General features: G+C 47.8%; 15 protein-coding genes and 1 riboswitch. Of the genes, 7 read left to right on the forward strand and 8 right to left on the reverse strand.

The genetic code is table 11. The features are described 5' to 3' along the window. Positions 1-326: 326 nt before the first annotated feature. Both LKE33_01985 and mobB read left to right on the forward strand, forming a co-directional pair. The gene (locus tag LKE33_01985) at positions 327-3260 is read left to right on the forward strand and encodes an autotransporter outer membrane beta-barrel domain-containing protein (protein ID MCH3949696.1); all 2934 of its coding nucleotides are present in this window, start codon (positions 327-329) and stop codon (positions 3258-3260) included. Positions 3261-3620: 360 nt separating this feature from the next. Beyond that, positions 3621-4706 (forward strand): molybdopterin-guanine dinucleotide biosynthesis protein B, encoded by a 1086-nt coding sequence (gene mobB / locus LKE33_01990; protein MCH3949697.1) that lies wholly within the window; start codon positions 3621-3623, stop codon positions 4704-4706. 77 nt (positions 4707-4783) lie between these two features. On the opposite strand, the gene LKE33_01995 is transcribed toward mobB, so the two are convergent. The 6 genes from LKE33_01995 to LKE33_02020 form a co-directional block, all read right to left on the reverse strand. Beyond that, positions 4784-5269, reverse strand: coding sequence for a MogA/MoaB family molybdenum cofactor biosynthesis protein (locus LKE33_01995; GenBank protein MCH3949698.1), 486 nt, complete (start codon positions 5267-5269; stop codon positions 4784-4786). After that, on the reverse strand, positions 5241-5708 hold the full coding sequence (locus LKE33_02000; GenBank protein MCH3949699.1) for an MOSC domain-containing protein: 468 nt from the start codon (positions 5706-5708) through the stop codon (positions 5241-5243). The genes LKE33_01995 and LKE33_02000 overlap by 29 nt, the downstream gene beginning before the upstream one ends. Positions 5709-5712: 4 nt before the next feature. Then, positions 5713-6687, reverse strand: a complete 975-nt coding sequence (gene moaA / locus LKE33_02005) for a GTP 3',8-cyclase MoaA (GenBank protein MCH3949700.1) — start codon at positions 6685-6687, stop codon at positions 5713-5715. Between the two features lie 19 nt (positions 6688-6706). Continuing rightward, positions 6707-7198, reverse strand: a complete 492-nt coding sequence (moaC, locus tag LKE33_02010; GenBank protein ID MCH3949701.1) for a cyclic pyranopterin monophosphate synthase MoaC — start codon at positions 7196-7198, stop codon at positions 6707-6709. A 12-nt stretch (positions 7199-7210) separates the two neighbouring features. Then, positions 7211-8425 carry a molybdopterin molybdotransferase MoeA gene (locus LKE33_02015; protein MCH3949702.1) on the reverse strand — a complete coding sequence of 405 codons (1215 nt, stop codon included), beginning with the start codon at positions 8423-8425 and terminating at the stop codon, positions 7211-7213. Positions 8426-8491: 66 nt separating this feature from the next. Continuing rightward, entirely contained in the window at positions 8492-10741 is a 2250-nt protein-coding gene (locus tag LKE33_02020; GenBank protein ID MCH3949703.1) for a molybdopterin-dependent oxidoreductase, read from the reverse strand. A 417-nt stretch (positions 10742-11158) separates the two neighbouring features. On the opposite strand from LKE33_02020, the gene LKE33_02025 reads away from it, so the two are divergent. The 5 genes from LKE33_02025 to LKE33_02045 all read left to right on the forward strand — a co-directional run bounded on the left by LKE33_02025 (position 11159) and on the right by LKE33_02045 (position 15819). Beyond that, entirely contained in the window at positions 11159-11893 is a 735-nt protein-coding gene (locus LKE33_02025; GenBank protein ID MCH3949704.1) for a GntR family transcriptional regulator, read from the forward strand. Between the two features lie 48 nt (positions 11894-11941). Continuing rightward, positions 11942-12087, forward strand: a riboswitch (molybdenum cofactor riboswitch). 109 nt (positions 12088-12196) lie between these two features. After that, complete coding sequence (locus LKE33_02030; GenBank protein MCH3949705.1) at positions 12197-13216, forward strand: molybdopterin-binding protein; 1020 nt, start codon at positions 12197-12199, stop codon at positions 13214-13216. Positions 13217-13248: 32 nt separating this feature from the next. Next, a complete protein-coding gene (gene modA, locus LKE33_02035; GenBank protein ID MCH3949706.1) occupies positions 13249-14079 on the forward strand; it encodes a molybdate ABC transporter substrate-binding protein in 831 nt (276 codons plus the stop codon). Between the two features lie 13 nt (positions 14080-14092). Further along, entirely contained in the window at positions 14093-14776 is a 684-nt protein-coding gene (gene modB, locus LKE33_02040) for a molybdate ABC transporter permease subunit (GenBank protein MCH3949707.1), read from the forward strand. Continuing rightward, on the forward strand, positions 14773-15819 hold the full coding sequence (locus LKE33_02045; protein ID MCH3949708.1) for an ATP-binding cassette domain-containing protein: 1047 nt from the start codon (positions 14773-14775) through the stop codon (positions 15817-15819). Before modB ends, LKE33_02045 begins: the two co-directional genes overlap by 4 nt. Before the next feature lie 180 nt (positions 15820-15999). Here the strand turns inward: LKE33_02045 and LKE33_02050 are convergent, their stop codons facing one another. Continuing rightward, positions 16000-17628, reverse strand: a complete 1629-nt coding sequence (locus LKE33_02050; GenBank protein MCH3949709.1) for an IS1182 family transposase — start codon at positions 17626-17628, stop codon at positions 16000-16002. 467 nt (positions 17629-18095) lie between these two features. Beyond that, the gene (locus LKE33_02055; protein MCH3949710.1) at positions 18096-19139 is read right to left on the reverse strand and encodes a MupG family TIM beta-alpha barrel fold protein; all 1044 of its coding nucleotides are present in this window, start codon (positions 19137-19139) and stop codon (positions 18096-18098) included. Between the last annotated feature and the right edge of the window lies 1 nt (position 19140).

Here is a 19140-nt window from a genome sequence, read left to right on the forward strand (position 1 = left end):
AACATCTCTCCTTACATAAGTTAACTCTGAACCCTAATTATATCACAGTGACAGGGAAAAAACAGCGTGCACAGTGCGGGAAAAAGGGTGCCAGCAAGTTGTGCAGTCAGGAGCCGAAATACTCTGCGTCAGCGATGCTAAATGCCATAGGCCAAAAGCGCCTTTTTATTTTTTCACAGCCCCTTTGTTAAAGTACATTCTTACAAAGATTTTACACAGCAATATGCCATTATCATTGACAATTTTTCTTTATGATTACTATAATAATTATTGAATGATATTTTTGACAATTTGTATTTTTAAAAAAAGGGGAAAGAGTTGATTTTATGTTGATGGAGCAACCAAAAAGGACAGGTATTGTTTTGTCTGTACTTCTTGCGGTCTATGGGATAAGTGCCGTACAAATGCCAAGAGCAGAAGCTGTTGACGTGGCGGACACTAGCAGCGTAACGTGGCGAACGCAGGATGCAGCAGACGGAACGTATAATTTCAGCGACGGACTGAGCTTTTCTTTTGAAGGGGACAATACAAAAGGCGGGGTTTATGTAGTAAGCCCTAAGAATAATGCCTCCAGTAACCGAGTACTGAATGCGCTTGATGACTTAACGATTTCGCAGAAAAATCAACGTACGTATAACCTGAGTGCCGGAGCTTTCGTAAACGGCTATCTGCCGGGTTTTGATGAATTCACGCCGGCGCACCTGACTTTTAAAGGAAAAACCGTTCATTTAAATGGTTCTTATGAGGGAACCCCAACACTATTTGCTTCCCAAGAAGTTTACGGAGCCAGTGTTGAGGGTGAATTTTTTTCCTCGACTGATACTGAAAATACCCGCAGAGCTACCCTGGATTTCAATAACAGTGATACCTACCTCAGTGCTTCTTATAATCCAACCGAAAAAATTGCAAACGGATCATCAGTTGCCGGTTTATATGTGCGGGGCACTGCCGCTGCTACTTTTAATGGGAATGCCTATATTTCAGCTGCTATGAATGAAAATGCCGATATAGACAGCGGAGCGGCTGTTAAAGTCTGGGCCGGCAGTGCTACTTTCAATGGCTATACAACAGAGCTTACTGCTGCGAATGACTATAACGGGGACCGCGATGAAAGTGCTGTTTACGGCGTATACCTGCAAGGTCATTACAATGGTTCTCCCGTCTCCTTCACTCCTTATGATGAAGTAATTTTCAACAGTCCCAACACCTCTATCACAGTCAATGGTACGGAAAGCGCTGCAGCCCGAGGCATCTATGCGCATATTGGCAATGTAAAAATATCGAATCAGGTAAAACAGTTTACGCTAACAGCAGATTCCGGCAGCAACGCTTCTGACGTGTATGGTTTATATGCCTGGAATCATGGCACGATTACATCGGACGCCAAAACAGCAAATATTTCTGTATCCACGAAAAATGACAGTACATCGTATGTTGACAACAGTGCAGCCTATGTTTATGCCAACGGTCATATTGCTATTAATGGATCGGAACTCAACTTGTCTGCCCAGGGCGGGAAAAGCAGCGCAGCCGTTTACGCCTGGGGTTCTCCGTCTAACCTGGAAGCCGAAGACGATTCCATAACCCTGACAAAAGGCAATACCATTGATCTTAACGCCGATAGCATGACCCTTACCGCGACAGATAAAAACGGCGCGCCTTCCTTTGCTGCCATAGCACAGGCTGACAAGGACTGGGCAGTCATCAACATTAACAGCGACAATGACGGCAATGCCCAGGGAAAAACACTTAAGGCAACAGGCAATGTCTACGTCTCGGGCGGCAGTGAAGAAGATGCGTATGCCACAATCAATATGAATCTGTCCGATACCGATTCCTTCCTCCGCGGCTGGATGGACTATAAAAACAACACAGGAACAGGGACGTTAAACCTCGGTGTGGAAAATGGCAGCACCTGGTATATGACGGATAGTTCCAAAGTCACCAACCTAAAAGTCAGTGACGGCGGTGTTGTTGATATGCGTGCCGATAATGGTGCCTACAGCACCGTCCAAGCCAATACTCTTTCCGGCAGCGGCGGTATCTTCAAGGAAGATGTCGATGTCCGCAGCATGGAAGCAGACCGCATCTACGTGCCCGGTAATTTCAGCGGCACACAGGCCCTCGATATCTACCAAAAAGACAACTACGTACCGGAAACGAACTCGTCGGAAGGCAATGGTCTTGTTCTTGCTACGGTAAACGGCGACGGCACCTTTACCGCCAGGGACCGTGAAGGGACGCTGTTCTACACGCATTATGACCTGGCTCATAAAGACAGCGATACGGAAGGATACGAAACAGACTGGTACCTCAACCGCATTTATCAGGTCAATCCGGAAGTAAAGCCCACCCCGACCGTCGACGAATCAACGGCATCCTACGGTCTCGCTTACTATACCTGGCGTACTGAAATCGATAAGCTCCTGCAGCGCATGGGCGAACTCCGCCACAACGGCGAAGACGAAAAAGGTCTTTGGGTCCGCGTCAAGGGCAGCAAAATCGGTCATAATGGCAAATTCGGTTTTGAAAACAAGTATCAGCATTACGAAATCGGTTATGACGATGTCGTAAAAAAAGAAAAAGACCTGACCCGTTACCAGGGCGTCTCCTTCAGCTACGTGGACGGCGACGGCACCTACCATAACGGTTCGGGCAGCAGCCACGGCGGCGCTCTCTCCTGCTACAGCACGGATATCCGCAGTAAGGGACACTATCTCGACCTCGTCTTTAAGATTGGCCACTACAATACGGATTACACAACCTATACGGGAAGCGGCGAAAAAGTCCGCGGTGACTTTGACAATACCGGTGTTTCCTTAAGCGCCGAATACGGACGCAAAAAGATGCTTTCTGACGACGGCTGGTACATCGAACCGCAGACCCAGTTCTCCCTGGGCTACTTCGGCGGGGACAGCTATACAACCTCGAATGGTGTCCAGGTCCGGCAGGACGGCATCAAGAGTGCCATCGGCCGCGTCGGCTTTAACCTCGGCAAGGATCTCGGCCCGAAGAGTAAAGTCTACTTCAAGGCTAACTGGTACCACGACTTTGCCGGAAACGGCGGCATCACGCTGACTGACCCCGAAGGCCGCGCTCACATCGACAGAGACTATGGGGATACCTGGTTCACGTATGGCATCGGCACTGCCTTCCGGATGAGCAAGAACAGCCACTTCTACTGCGACGTGGAGCGCAGCACCGGCAGCAGCTTCCACACGAACTGGCAGTGGAACGTCGGCATGAGAATGAACTTCTAATCATCACAGCCCCTTCACATGCCAAACAACAGCACATCCACTTACAAAAAAGACCCCGTGCAATGCTGCAAATAGCTGCACAGGGTCTTTTTATTTACTTTCCCACATCCCTCAGTTTTATCGCTGAAAGAGAAAAGTTTCTAGAAAAAGCTTATAGTAAGGTCAAATAAAAAATGCTATAGAAAATGAATTCTTTGTTCGCAGCATTTTTTCGCCTTCCATCATCCGCTTATAGAAACAAAATTGCTTTTCGTGAAACCTTCGGATCACCGGCTGCTCCTGTACGTATAGCGCCGCCTTGACATTCCGTTCTATCCCTTCCTATAATGAATCAAATAGTTAACAAGGAGGAAGAGCGCGATGATTCAGCATATTGGAGCCGCTATTTTGGCAGGAGGGCAGTCTTCCCGGATGCATACCAGTAAAGCTGATTTGTACTATGAAGGGAACTCTTTTTTGAGACGCACCTTAAGAACGATTCCTCCTTACCCGGAAACTCTGCTTTCAGTGCGTGACTCCGATGATTTTGCCGACCTTGGGATACCCACAGTTCCGGACTTGATTCCAGACTGCGGACCTGCGGGCGGGATCTACTCCATTCTATCAGCTTGTCAGTCGGACTGGATGGTTATTCTCAGTTGTGACATGCCCCTCCTCAAAAGAGAGTTAATCGAATATCTGACAGCTTTCGTTTCCTCTGATTATGATGCCTGCGTCATGAAAGACCGCAGCGGCCGAGTTCATCCGCTGTGTGCCGTTTACGCCAAATCATGTCTTCCTGTTTTTCAAAAAGCATTGGAAAGCAAGACTTATAAGCTTCAGACGATTCTGGACCATCTGCGCGTTAAATACGTGCCGCTTGAATTCAGCGCTTTTGCAGATTCGATGTTAAGCAACGTCAACACACCTGAAGAATACCGTGCTCTCCCCCGCCGGCCAGTGATTGTCGCCGTTTGCGGGAAAAAGAATTCCGGAAAAACAACACTGCTCGAGAGTATCCTTCCTTATCTCTGCAGGGAAGGGCTGCAGATAGCCGCAATCAAGCACGATGGACATGATTTTGTTCCTGATGTTCCCGGTACGGACAGCTACCGACTGCGGCAAGCAGGGGCTCATGCAGTGGGAATCTTTTCATCCAGACAATGCCTGAGTTACTCTTATGCAGAAGGGACAACATTCGAAACCCTGATCGAGCAGTTCCAGAAGCACGATTTAATCCTGCTTGAAGGCGGCAAAACTACGGACTATCCCAAGATTGAAATTGTCCGGAAAGAAATTTCTCTTTCTCCTCTCCCCAATATTACGAACCGGATTGCCATTTGCACTGATCTTCCACTTAAAGGCCAAAATGTACCGCTGCTGCCCGTCAACAATCCGAAGAGTGTAGCTGCCTTTCTACTTTCGTACGTAGAAAAATGCCGAGCGGAAGATTTTCACACTTTTTGACGGTAAATAAAGAAATGCGGTGCTGTGAAACAATGATAATTCATTATTTCGCAGCACCGCATTTTTTGCTATAAAACTCAACGTGCACAATTGTGAACTTTTCCCTGCAGCACCTCAATGCCATGCTGCAATGAAGGCAGAATAAATTCCAGACACTCCCTGACTGCTTTCGGACTGCCCGGCAGATTGACGATCAATGTATTCCGGCGAATGCCTGCTTCAGCGCGGCTGAGCATCGCCCGCGGAGTAATTTTGAGAGACAGCATCCTCATTGCTTCCGGAATTCCCGGAGTGCGGCGCTCCACAACCGATGCTGTGGCTTCGGGTGTTAAGTCCCGCGGAGAAAAACCGGTTCCCCCCGTTGTCAGAATCAAATCAGCCTTATCTTCATCGCACAAAGTACGAAGCGTAGAAGCAAGCGGTTCAATACCATCGGGAAGCAGCAGGGCAGATACGACTTCATACCCGGCTTCTTCTATGATTCTTTGAATTTCCTTACCGCTTTCGTCTTTTCTTTTGCCGGCATAGCCGGAATCACTCAGCGTGATGATTGCTGCCCGCATCAGGATTCACCTCCACAAGTTTCAGTTCGTCGCCGACTGCGATATGCCCGCCGTGGAGCACACGGGTAAACACGCCTTCCCGCGGCATAATACAATCGCCAACCTGTTTATAGATAGCGCAGTGACTGTGGCATTTTTTCCCAATCTGGGTCAGTTCCAGGAGCACGTCGCCGCATTGAAACCGACTGCCAATAGGCAAAGTCTTCAAATCAAACCCTTCCACAACAAGATTTTCGCCAAAAGCCCCATACTCCACATTAGCTCCGCGCTGCCTGAATTGCCGGATAGCTTCGGCGGGCAAGAGCGAAACCTGTCTGTGCCAATGCCCGGCGTGCGCATCATCCTTAATGCCCCAGTCCTCAATAAAATCTGCCTCTCCGATATTTCTCTTAAGGGTTCCTTTTTGTTTGCTGATGCAAACCGCCAGTATTTTTCCCATAAATTCAGCCTCCAATTTCATTCATGGTATGTTTTTCGTCTCCGTCCCGAACCGCTTCCTGAAAATGATGATGTTCCGGTTTGGTATAAATTGCCTGACGAATAGCTTCCCGCAGCGCCGCATCATCAGCTCCGGAAAGCAGCATTGCGTGCAGATCCACACCTTTACTGTATTGGAGACAACCTTTCAGAAATCCTGTAGAAGTAAGCCGCACCCGATTGCAGGACGCACAAAACGCATGGCTCATCGGGCTGATAAACCCGACATATCCCTTAAAACCTGCAAATTTCACATAGCGACCCGGTCCTTTTTCAAGGCTGCAGGGACAGCTTTCTGCCTTGCCAAAAACAGGTTCCAGCTCTTTTAAAATGGCTTCCTGCTGTTCTCCCACAAATTGTCTGCCAAGACCAATCGGCATCATTTCAATGAAGCGAACGGCCAGGCGATGATTCTTAGCCAGGCGGGCAAGGGATACCCATTGATTTTTATTTTCTTTCAATGCCACGCAGTTGATTTTCACAGTAAGTTTCGGCTCTGCGAGTGCTGCTGCGATACCCTCTATCACTTTGAGAAGTTCATCACGGCGCGTCACTTTTTCGTACTGACGGCGATCCAGGGTATCCAGACTGATATTCACACCATCAAGTCCTGCTGCCATAAGTTTCGGCAGCATTTCCTTCAGCAGCACGCCATTTGTTGTCAGGGAAACCGTGCGAATTCCCTCAATTTGCTTAAGTCCTGCCACCAGTGCGCTTACATTCTTGCGTACCAATGGTTCACCGCCCGTAAGCCGAATCCGGTCAATCCCAAGCGAAGCAAAAATACGTACCAGACGAATCGTATCTTCGTAACTCAAAATCTTGCTATGATCGATCCAGGGAATTCCTTCGGCAGGCATACAGTAAAAGCAGCGCAGATTACAGCGGTCAGTCACCGAAATTCTTAAATAATGGATGTTACGTCCATACTGGTCCAGCATTCTTTCAGCACTCCTTATCCTATCTGATTGATTCAGGACGGTCATAATTTCCGGATTTGCCGCCTTCTTTGTGCACCAAATGAATATGCTGCAGTTCCATTCCCTTGTCGATAGCCTTGCACATATCATAAACGGTCAGAAGTGCTGTCGTGACACCGGTCAGTGCTTCCATTTCCACGCCGGTCTTTCCGTCGATTTTCGCAGTACAGCGCGCTATAATCAGGCAATTTTTCTCATCCAATTCAAAATCAACCGAAACATGACCCAATGCCAGCGGGTGGCAGAGCGGAATCAGGAAAGCCGTCCTTTTAGCACCCATGATGCCCCCGATACGAGCCACGCCAAGCACGTCACCCTTGGCAGCATGATGATTCAGCACTGCGTCCATGACGGCCGGTGATACTTTGATAGCTCCCTCGGCAATGGCCTTGCGGGAAGTCACTTTTTTGTCCGTGACATCCACCATAATGGCATTTCCTTGTTCGTCAAAATGATTAAATACGTTTTCCATTTTTACCTCTCATTATAGAATCAAGATATTGACTTCAGTCCCTGCAGGCAGTGCCGGGGAGCCGCCCGGAATAGCCACAAGACAATTACAATTCAGCATGGAATAAATGGCACCGGAAGAATGACCTTCTTTAGAGGTAGGCAGTGTCACATGTCCGTTTCGGCAGCAGCCGCGAATAAAGCGGTCTCCTCTGCTGGCCTTTAAGAAAGGCGTATCCAGGACAGCTTTCCCGGAGGGCAGAAAAATATCCGCGTCCTGTTCCATCGTGTTAAAGAGCGGCCGGGCCAACAGTTCAAACGTAGCAGCCGAAGCAAATGGATTCCCTGAAAGGGAAAGCAGCGGCTTTCCTTTAACCATACTGAAAATCGCCGGAGATCCCGGTTTCATCATGATGCCTTGGAAAATGATTTCTGCCTGCAGCTTTTCCAGTACTTCCGGCAGTACATCTTTTTGTCCGACCGAAACTCCGCCCGTTGTGATTACCACATCACTGTTGGCCAGCAGTTCCTCTATCTTTTTCTGAATCAGGTCAGCATCATCGTCTTCCTGGCAGACATCTGCAACAGGAATTCCCAGCTCTTTCATCCGGGCATTCAGAAAGACCGCATTGAAACCATAGATTTTTCCGGGAGGAAGTTCTTTGCAAAATGGAGAAACAACTTCACTTCCTGTTACGAGCAGAGAGACTTTCGGCTTCTTCCACACGACAGCTTCCGTGATGCCGGCGCTGGCAAGGATTCCGACGGCCGCCGCATCCAGTCTCGTGCCAGGATTCATGAGCACGTCCCCGCGATGATAGTCGGAGCCCTGAAGTACATAGTTCTGGTAAGGCAGCACTTTGGCATAAATGGAGACTGTTTTCTCACCATAATCGGTATCTTCCTGTCGGATGACACAATCGGCCCCTTTCGGCAGCATCGCCCCGGTCATGACCCGTACTGCCGTTCCGGGGGTAACCTGCTGCACCGGTACTGAACCTGCAAACACCTTATCTATCACTTTCAATAGAACCGGATGCTCAGATGACGCATTCGCAATGTCTGCGGCACGCAGTGCGTAGCCGTCCAGCGGAGACCGCGGGAAGGGAGGTAAATCACCGGGCGCTGTAATTTTCTCGGCAAGGACGTATCCCTGCAGCTCTGTCAGATTTCGGTGCACCTTCTCCAAGGGCCGCACAGTCTCCTGAATCAGCGCAATTGCACGCTGTAGTGTGATATCAGTTTCCATCAGATTTCCTCCGCTCTATGTAAAAGTTCAAGAAAGGGCTGCCGCGTGCTGCAGCAGCCCCATGTTTTATTCATTGATTGTCTTTACAACGTGATAATATTCATCCGGGCCTTCAGGTTTGAAGTGAGCCGGCGGATCAGCCGGGTATACTTTTGCTAAAAAGCCGCCGCGCAGACCTACGACGCCCTGCTCCCGGTCAAGGTTCCAGTCGTCATCCGGAATAATCAGGCCATCGTTGCACTCCATTGCCCCGGAAAAAGCGGTTTCGGGGCCGCCCGGCAGTTCCGGGAACCACCATCCGTGCGGTACTCTGATGGTACCAACCGGTTCGCCCGGATCCGATTTAACCATAGCCTTCAGCCTTCCGGCCACACTTTCAACCCAAATCCACTGATGGTTCTTCAATCCATATTTAGCTACGTCATCCGGATGCAGGAATACTTCCGGCCAGGGCTGCTTCTTTCTCAGCGACGGAATCTGGCGCAGGTTGGTCAGATAATTAAAGCCATCACGAATACCGACAAAAACTTCCAGCGGATATTCTTTTTTGATAGGCCCGGTTGCTCTCTGGGACTGTTCCGGTTCACGGTAATAAGGGAGCGGGTCGTACCCCAGCCATTTGAGAGCAGTACTGTACAGTTCAATCTTGCCGGTCGGTGTGGCAAAGCCATTTTCCGTTGCCAATGGATCGATTGTCCTGGATGGAGGAATAACGTGCTGTTTTGAAATTTCCTTGAATGTCTTTCCTGTCTTCCGGATTCTCCAATCGATAACTTCTTCAAAGTCCTTCCACGGGAAGTATTTACCTAAGCCCATCCGATCAGCAAGGCCCTTGATAACAAAGTACTGGTGCTTAACTTCTCCCACCGGCTTCAGCACCTGCTGCTGCGTAATCGCACTGGGTGTATGATCCAGTTGTCGGAAACCAATTCTTTCAAGGTAATAATCAGAAGGCAGCACATAATCCGCCAATTGTGCCGTCGGTGTCATCCAGTGGTCAAAAACAACAATGAGGTCCAAATTCATAAGACCCTCATAGATACCATTCTGGTTGCAGTAACTCATCAGTGTATTGGTACCAGAATTGAACAAGGCCTTAATGGGATAAGGCTTTCCCGTCCGCATAGCCCGGAACGTAGCCGGAGGATTAGCCATGAAGCTGGCCAGCAAGTTATAATACTCCAGACCATAGACACGCTTATTCGGCTCCTTAAAAGGTTCATACCCTTTGTAGGAAAACAGCGGATATTCCTCCGTACCCAGCAGTTTACTCTGCTGCTCGGGAGAAAGCAAATCATACCGTTCGATATTGGAAACAGGTTCGATATCCGGGTCATAGTGACTCAGGATTTCACTCTTATTGAGATAACCACAAACACTCATCAAAATATCCTGCAGGCGAATCAGTGACGTGGAGTTAACCTGCATATCAGGAATCGGACCCCATGGAATGATGCTGGGGCCTTCCGTAGCATACATCCGGGCCGCCTTGGCAATATCTTCAGCCTTACATTCGGTAATCTCGGCCACCCGTTCCAGCGGATATTCGTCGGCACGTTTTTTGAGTTCGTCAAAACCATAGCAATATTTCTCCACAAAGGCTTTGTCGTACAGTCCTTCATTCAGAATAACGTTCAAAAAGCCCAGCAGCATGGCTGCATCTGTGCCAAAGCGCAGGCGCAGGTGGATGTCGGCATCCCTTGCGTTAATGGAAGGACGAGGATCAAGCACAATCAATTTAGCCCCTCGTGCCCTTGCCTTTTTTAATTTTGCATATTCACCGGCCCAGTTATTCGGATGAGGATTATGACCGACCAAAAGAATGCAATTTGCTTTTGCATAATTTTCCATAATATGGGTGCCATAAGTCAGCCGATGGACCTGCAGGGTATTTCCAAGGCACAAATGCTGTCCGGTAATCCAGTTCGGCGTCCCGATGACGTTGGCAAAGCGGCGCCACATACCCTGCTGCCGTCCCTGGTTCGTTTCCGTCCCCGAAAAGACAATGGATTCTGCCCCATATTTCTTCTTAATATCCATCATTTTCTGAGCGATTTCATCCAAGGCCTGGTCCCAGGAAATCCGCTCCCACTTTTGTTCGCCGCGATTGGAACCGACATTTTTCAAAGGATGAATGATGCGCGATGGATTATGAATATACTCATTCCAATAACGAACTTTGGAGCAAATGGCGGACGGATCGGGAACACCGCGCAGCCGAATCAGCTTACCGTCCTCGAGATCTGCTTCCAGCGTGCAGTCATTGTCACAGACTTTGCAGACAAGATGCTTGGTTTCATACTTTTTCTCTCCCATAAGGTACCCTCCCTTATTGTTAACTTATCCGTACTTGTAGAGCTACGTATTTTGTACTACGTACTACATTATCTTTACTGTCAATTATAGGAGAAATCCATGTAAAAATCAACTGCAATTCAGGATATTCTGAATTTTTCTCTACAATTTACAGTTTTTATTTTAAGATATATTGACATTTTTTATTTTCGATAGTAGAATTTGAGAAAAAGTAAATGTAGAACATTCTATGTTTTACTTACTTTTTCGACTCATATTTACAATCTATAAACTGCCAACATTGTGTGTCAGCACGGTGCTATACCGCAGATTTGCTTGTGAATTTTTCTTCCCATTGATATAATGAACAAGTATGAATGATGGACATACTTTGTTCAACATAAAGCAGTTATTGATGAGAAGAAAGGTTTACAGGCTATGGAAAAAGATAACGAAAGTAAAAGCTTGGATACGATGTTCGCTCCCCTGCCAAAAGGGAATATTTCCGATATCATCAAAGAGCGCATCACCGATGCCATCTTAAATGGTGAACTCAAACCCGGTGACAAGCTGCCAACAGAAGTAGAGTTCAGTGAAAAACTCCACGTCGGCCGCAATGCCGTTCGGGAAGCCATCAAAGTACTGGTTGCTTTCGGTGTTCTTGAAATCCGCCGTTCAGAGGGAACGTTTGTTGTAAAAGAATTCAAGCCAAAATTGATTGATCCATTGTTATATGGACTGGCACTCTCGAAAAAATCGCAGGAAGAGTTTCTTGAATTCAAGATTGCCTTGTTCTGCTCCATCCTTTACATCCTGAGCTTGAATGCTACAGAGGATGACCTTAAGCAGCTGGAGCAATACTGCGAAACCTTCAGAAAAGCCATGAATAATCCTCAAGTCTCCCTTGAGGAAAAATACAAGGCTTGTCTTGACTACCAAACTTTTTTAGGCCAGGCTACGCACAATCCCATGGTAATGGAACTTAATTCCATTAATATCAAGATTTGTGATTTCCATCGCCGTCTTATGATCAGGAGATCTCTTGAGCAAGGCAAACCCAACGCTTTGCCTGACTCCTACATCAAGGATATTAAGATGGTGCGGGCTCACGACCGCGCAGCAATTCCCAAACTGCTTGACGAAAAGCTGGCTATGTGGAGAACGCTGGAATAACAATTTTACAGATTAAGTTCCACAATCACTGACGAATATTCATTTTTTCCTTATAGATTGCTCCGAGCAAAAGTATCTAAGGGACGCTGTTGGTCCTATGACACTGCGCCGAGCTGCCGTTAAAACAGCTCCGGAGTCGTTTTGGAAACGAAGCGGCTTTCCTTTTCACGAGAAGGAGTCATACAAAGGACGATGGGAAAAGTATATTCCTGTAATTGTGCACCTTTATGAATGACTGCCCTCTCGGGCAGTCTATTTTTTTACAATCAATCCAGTTGCAATAAGGTAAGGAGGTACAATTTTATGAAATTGATTCCTACAGAGGAAGCTGTGGGGCACATTCTCTGCCATGATTTAACGCAGATTATCCGGGGAGAATTCAAGGGACCACGTTTTCGTAAGGGCCATGTTGTCACAAAGGAGGATATTCCTGTCCTCCTTTCCATGGGTAAGGAACGCCTTTACGTATGGGAAGTGACGCCTGATATGATTCACGAAGACGACGCGGCAAAGCGGCTTGCTGCCCTTTGTGGACACAAGAATATGAAGTGGAGTGAGCCCAAAGAGGGAAAGATAGAAATAAAGGCTGCCTGCGACGGCTTCTTCCGTGTCGCTTCGCAGCGCCTGATCCAGGTCAACTCTTCTCCGGAAGCCATGATTGCCACCCGCAAGGGAAACACGGCAGTCCGTGCCGGTCAAAAGCTGGCAGGAACCCGTATTATTCCCCTTGCCATCAAGGAAGAGCTCTTAAAAAACATTGAAGCAGCAGCCGGGACATCTCCGTTGCTTGAAGTTTTGCCTTTTGTGAAGAAAACGGCCGTCATCATCGCTACAGGCAATGAGGTACTGAAGGGACGTATCAAGGATACTTTCTCCCCCGTTGTGAAAGAAAAGCTCGAGGCCTACGGTATCCGTACCTTATCCGTTCTCTACTCCGGCGATGGAGCGGATAACGTAGCGGCCTATATTAAAAAAGCAAAAGAACTGAATCCTGATATCGTGATTTGCACCGGCGGTATGAGCGTCGACCCCGATGATACGACTCCGGCCGGAATCAGAAAATCCGGGGCTGAAATTATCACTTACGGCGCTCCGGTGCTTCCGGGTGCTATGTTCCTCCTCGCATACGCTAAAGACGGTACTCCCATTCTGGGGCTGCCGGGCTGCGTCATGTTCGCCAATGCCACTATTTTTGATTTAGTGCTTCCGTATATCGCCGCAGATGTCCCGATGACGAAAACTGATTTTGCAGCGATGGGTGAAGGAGGACTTTGTCTGGGCTGCCCGGTATGCCACTATCCAATCTGCCCATTTGGAAAATAAAATACCAAAACTAAGGAGAAAGGGGTTTTATTATGAAAAAGCAATTAGGAATTTCATTACTGTTAGGAGCACTCGCACTCTGCACAGCCTGCGGCAGTAATCAGACAGCACAAAAACCGGCAGCCAAAAAGCCGGTTGAGCTCAACATTTTTGCCGCGGCTTCCATGACGGAAAGCCTGCAGGATATCCAGAAAAAGTATGAAGCTGCCACTCCCGGCGTAAAGCTGGTACTGACGCTCGATTCATCCGGAGAACTGAAACGTCAGATTGAATCCGGAGCCGCCTGTGATGTCTTTATCTCGGCCTCTCCGAAACAGATGAATCAGTTGGATAAAGAAGCAGATCCTAAGCTCAACCCGAAACATCTTGATTTTATCGATCATGCAACTCGTAAAAACTTCCTTGAAAACAAAGTTGTTCTTTCTGTTCCCAAGGGAAATCCGAAACAAATCAAGAATTTCGATGACCTCATCAAGCGCCTGCCTTCCGGCAGTCTGAAGCTGGCTATCGGGAACCAGGATGTTCCTGTCGGTCAATATACCCAAAAGATTTTTGCCTATTACAAACTGAATCCGTCTGATATCGAATCTTCCTTATCCTATGGTTCCAATGTAAAAGAAGTAACTACACAGGTTAAAGAAGCACTGGTCGATGCGGGTATCATTTACGGAACAGATGCTGCCGCCGCCAAGCTCCAGGTTATCGACCAGGCAACGCCGGAAATGTGCGGTCAGGTCATCTATCCTGTCGCCGTATTGAAAAACAGTGCTCATGCTAAAGAAGCCAAAGCATTTGTTGATTTTCTCAGCTCCGAGGACGCTCAAAAAATCTTCAAGGAAAAGGGGTTCGCTCCCATTAAATAGGAGGCTTTGACCTATGGATTGGTACCCTCTTCTCAATTCTCTCAGAATTGCCCTCATATCCACGGTCATTGTCTTCTTTGCCGGCATTGCCTCCGCGCATTATGTTTCCCGATTTCCCCGTTTGATCAAAGGAATCATAGACATCATATTTACCCTCCCTCTGGTGCTTCCGCCTACCGTAGTGGGCTGGCTCATTCTTCTGGTACTCGGTCCCAGACACGTCGTAGGCGCTTGGTTCCTTGAACATACGGGACTTCGTCTGGTCATGCAGTGGTGGTCAGCCATCTTTGCTACCGTAGTCGTTTCTTTTCCCTTGATGTACCGGACAGCCCGCGGTGCTTTTGAAAGTTTCGACGAGACATTATCCGATGCAGGAAAAACATTGGGACGTTCCGGTACATGGATATTCTGGCACGTCAAAATGCCTTTTTGCCGGCAGGGACTTCTGGCCGGAACCGTACTTGCTTTTGCCCGTGCTTTAGGCGAGTACGGAGCCACATCCATGGTTGCCGGATACACGCCGGGCCGAACGGCCACAATTTCAACCACGGTCTATCAGCTTTGGCTCATCGACAATGACCAGGGCGCATTACAATGGGTTCTGATCAACATTTTTCTTTCATCGATATTTTTGCTCTCCATCAATCTGCTGGAACGGCGTCAGCGTGAAGTCAGAAAGCGGGGGCTGTCAAAATGAGCCTATCTGTAGATATCAAACTCCGGCTCGGTGCTTTTCATCTTGCCGTACAATTTGAAACTACGCAGGGTCCCCTTGCCCTTTTAGGCGCTTCCGGGTGCGGCAAGTCAATTACACTGCGCTGTATTGCCGGCATTATGACCCCCGACGAAGGGCGAATTCTCCTGGATGGGACTCCCCTTTTTGACTCAAAGGCAGGAATCAATATTCCTCCCCAAAAACGTCACATCGGGTATCTTTTTCAGCAGTATGCCCTGTTCCCCACGATGACGGTGGAAGAAAATATCGCTGCAGCCATTTTCAGCAAGAAAGAACAAAAAGAACGGATTCCGCAGCTTTTGGAACAATTTCAACTGACGAAAGAAGCAAAGAAAAAGCCGTGGCAATTATCCGGAGGTCAGCAGCAGCGTACGGCCCTGGCCCGCATTTTTGCTTCCCGCCCGCAGGCTTTGCTGCTTGATGAACCCTTTTCAGCACTTGATTCTTACCTTCGCGGACAAGTCGAAAGCCAACTTTTTGAGACGCTGCAGAACTATTCCGGAAGTGTCATCTGGGTTTCTCATGACTTACGTGAAGTCTACAGAAACTGCCCGGAAGTATGCGTTATCGACCAGGGGCAGTCACAGCCGCAGTGTACCTTACCGGATCTGTTAAAAAATCCGCAAACCACGGCAGCGGCAAAACTCTCGGGCTGCCAAAATATTGCGAAAGCTGAATATGAAAACGGGAAAATTAAATTGCCTGAGTGGGGTATCACTCTGCAAGGGAATAAGCGCTGGGCTCCATCGGTTCATTTTATCGGCTTCAGGGCTGAGCATCTGTATCCTGCCGAAAGTCCAGATGATAACAATACATTTTCCTGTCAAATCCTGCGCATTATCCGCGATATTGGAAAAGTTACCTATCAATTAAAACCGCTGACAGCCGGGCCGGAAGCGCGTCCTCTGCAAATGGATCTTTCCGATACACAAAAACAAGATTACCAAACAGGGGATATCCTGAAAGTTGCGGTAAACACCGAAAATTTGCTGCTTCTCCAGTGAGCAAGAGAGCTCGTATTACAAACGGGGCTGTCGCAAGTGACCGATTTTTAATCCCTGAAATAACTTGCTAAAGGCCCCAAATTGCCTTACTTTTTAGTTGAATATGTTTTGAGATGAAAAAAGGGCGCACGAAATTAAGCAACCCTAAGTTGCTTTTTTCGAGCGCTCTTTTTGTATCTTTTAGGCCTCTTTTTTCAGCGGATACAAGTGCAAATCCTCTTTGCCGTCTTGAACTTTGTGATGGACCTTCAGGACATTCCGTGCCATGGCACATATTCCCACTGTTACCAGGGCATTTCCTTTGCCTCGGGTTTCTAATCTTCTGACGTTTAATGAATCCTTGAGATCCGCAAAGGCTCCTTCTGCCTGTATACTGCGGTTCATCCTCAGTTCCTTACCATATTCGGAAGTAATGTTCTTCAGGGATTCTGCCCTCAGTGCAGCAAAATTCTTCGAGACCACTAATTTCTTGTTTCTTTTCTCCATGGGTGTCCTGCAATTGTTCCCATGGATGCACTGTTCCTTGTAGGGACAACCGCTGCAGTCCTTACATTCGTAATATGTTTTCTCTGACACATATCCTGACCGGTTCTTTACCTGGGTTACTTTGCTGACTTTCAGCAGTCTCCTGCCTTTACAGATATACATGTCTTGATCAGGCAAATATGTCATGTTTTCTGCTTTGCCGATGTCGTTCTTATACTTTTTCCTCTTGCTTCTTTCATAATTGTTAGGCTTGATATATGAAGTATACTGATTCTTCTTCAGCCAGACCAAGTTCTCTTCGCTTTCATAGCCTGCATCGGCTACAATGTTTGCAAATTTCTGACCGAAGTGGGCTTCAAATCCTTCAAGAAAAGGAATGAGTGTCCGCATGTCTGTTGGATGTGCACTTACATCTGCAAACAAGGTAAAACCGGAATTGTTTGCATATTGGACATTGTATCCCGGCTTTAAGGCGCCATTAAGCATGGCGTCTTCTTTCATCCTCATAAAGGTAGCATCCGGGTCTGTTTTGGCAAAGCTGTTCCGTTCCCCACAGATATGAAGCTGCTTCGTATACACCTTAAGCCGTTTGAGATAGTTAGCTAAAATCTCATAGTACTTCTGTAGGATGGTCTTTCTTTTCCCACATCCGTGAACAAACTCGATTCCCTCAGCCCGCTTTATGACAAGCAGTTTTTTTAGGAGCTTCTTTAAATGACGGATGTGGAAAGTGTTTCCGTAACAGACCTTGATTCCGAAACGTTCCTCGATTTCGGGAACCAGTTGCTCCAGTTTCTCTATGAGTTTGTTCTGGCTGCCTAAGACTCTGTTTTTCCAAACAAATTTGTATTTGTTTGCCACAGATTCAATTTTTGTCCCATCGATGAACAGGCTATCCAGCGTGATGAACCCGCGAGCCAGCAGCCATTTATCCATCTGAATCATGAGCTCCTTGATACATGGTTTTAGATGGAGGGAACAAAATCTTGCAATGGTTGCATTATCCGGAGCTTTTTTCCCATCTAAGAGGAACATGAAATGAGTGTCTCTTTTACAGGATTGCTCTATCTTACGCGAACCACGAATTCCTTCCATACATGCATAAATGACGATTTCCAGCAGCTGAATTGGTGACGTTAATTTATTCTCGACATGAGAATACGTGTCATACAATGCCTTTACATCCATCCCTTCTACCATGGCACGCACCAAGCGAACAGGATCGTCATTAGGGATTTGTACTTCAAAATTTAGAGGAAGAAAAAGTTGATAAGAACTGCCAATTTTTGTATAATCCTTTTGTGTAGGTTTCTTTTTTGGCATATTTAAATTCTACACCAAGGCGCGGTCTCATTCAATGAGGCCGCGCCTTGCTTTTACCTTGTTTTTGATACAAAAGGGGCCGTCGCAAAATGCGACAGCCCCGTTTCACACTTTCCGCAGCTCGCCGTCCGCATCCCGCTCGTGGAAGAAAAATGACCTTTTATTAAACCAAACCGTCAGGTTTGGTATTCCCTTGGGACCTCCTTCCACGCAGTCGGAAGGAGGAGGCCATAAAATGGCGGAAGATAGTACCAATCCAATGCTAAATGCCATAAGCAAAAGACTAAAAGCGCTTTTTATTTTTCACAGCCTCTTTTTACATGTACCTGCATGTGCCGTAAGCAGCAAATCTCAAATGTTTTACTGGAAACGAAAAAACAATTGCCAGCCGGCATCTTCCTCCAAGAATCCGCCAAGAAAGATACACGCACGATTGTACTATCCACTACACACTAACCACTATGTTTCTACTTTCCTACAACTTTCGGTACAAAGCGGAATTTCACGCCGCCGTGAAAGAGCGGCAGAAGGAACATTTCCTTAAAGGGAATGACACCCATGCGGTTTACGGACTCCACAGCGGGCAGATCGGTCAGGCAGATTTCCACTTCCCCGGCGTACCTTCCTGCCAGTTTATTATCCAGCGTCACGGAACCCGCTGTCAGCTGATGTTTGGAAAAAGGCTGAATGTCCGTATCCTTCCACTGCGCCCTGCTGTCAGCCGCGCGGATGACTTCTTCCGAAAGATCGGGCCGGCAGGTATAGACATGCGAAGCGAGTTTCTTATGAAGCGGCGTAATGCGGTCCGTCAGCATCGTCAGGTTCACGACGCCATCCGTCGCGGCAAGCAGCTGCAGTTCACTTTCGCTCGGTCCATCGTCGCCTATATAAATGACATCCGTCCCCAAAAGCAAAAGATGATTCAGTGCCAATTTAAGAGACATGCGGCGGTTTAGTTCAAGTGTAGGCAGCCCGGCATGGAGCGGTCCGCGGCGCCCTGTAGCAGAAGGCACAAACGCCCCGACCGTAAGACCATAGGCATGGAGCATTGCATTTTGGCTGGCAAAATAAGCCTCACTCACTCCCGTATGCGGACGAGGGTAAAAGTTATGCAGGGCTTCCATGCGGGAGAAATCCGCGCCGGCTTTCACAAGCTCTTCCAGCGTTTCTTCATCGATGGCAGACGCATTAAGCACCAGTGTACGATCTGCGTATTTCTGCTGCAAGGCAGCAATGTCCTGCAGCGTAAATCCGTCATCCAGGCGCAGGTGCGTGATACCCTCCGGAATTTCAGAACCCGGCACCATATCGCCGATGGTCTTCATTCCCAATTTTTCTGCTTCTGCAAGGAGCGGCTGCACTTCCCGTGCGAATGCTTCCTTATCGGCTTCAGGCAAATGAAGTGATAGAAAAAGCCGCTTCACGCCCCGTGCTGCGGCGTCCCGCAGGCGCTGCAGACAAGTTTTCTGACTCATTCCCATTCCGGGATAAAGTGAAATCCCCTTTTCCATG

This window comes from Acidaminococcus sp., from assembly GCA_022482815.1.
Classification (GTDB): Bacteria; Bacillota; Negativicutes; order Acidaminococcales; family Acidaminococcaceae; genus Acidaminococcus.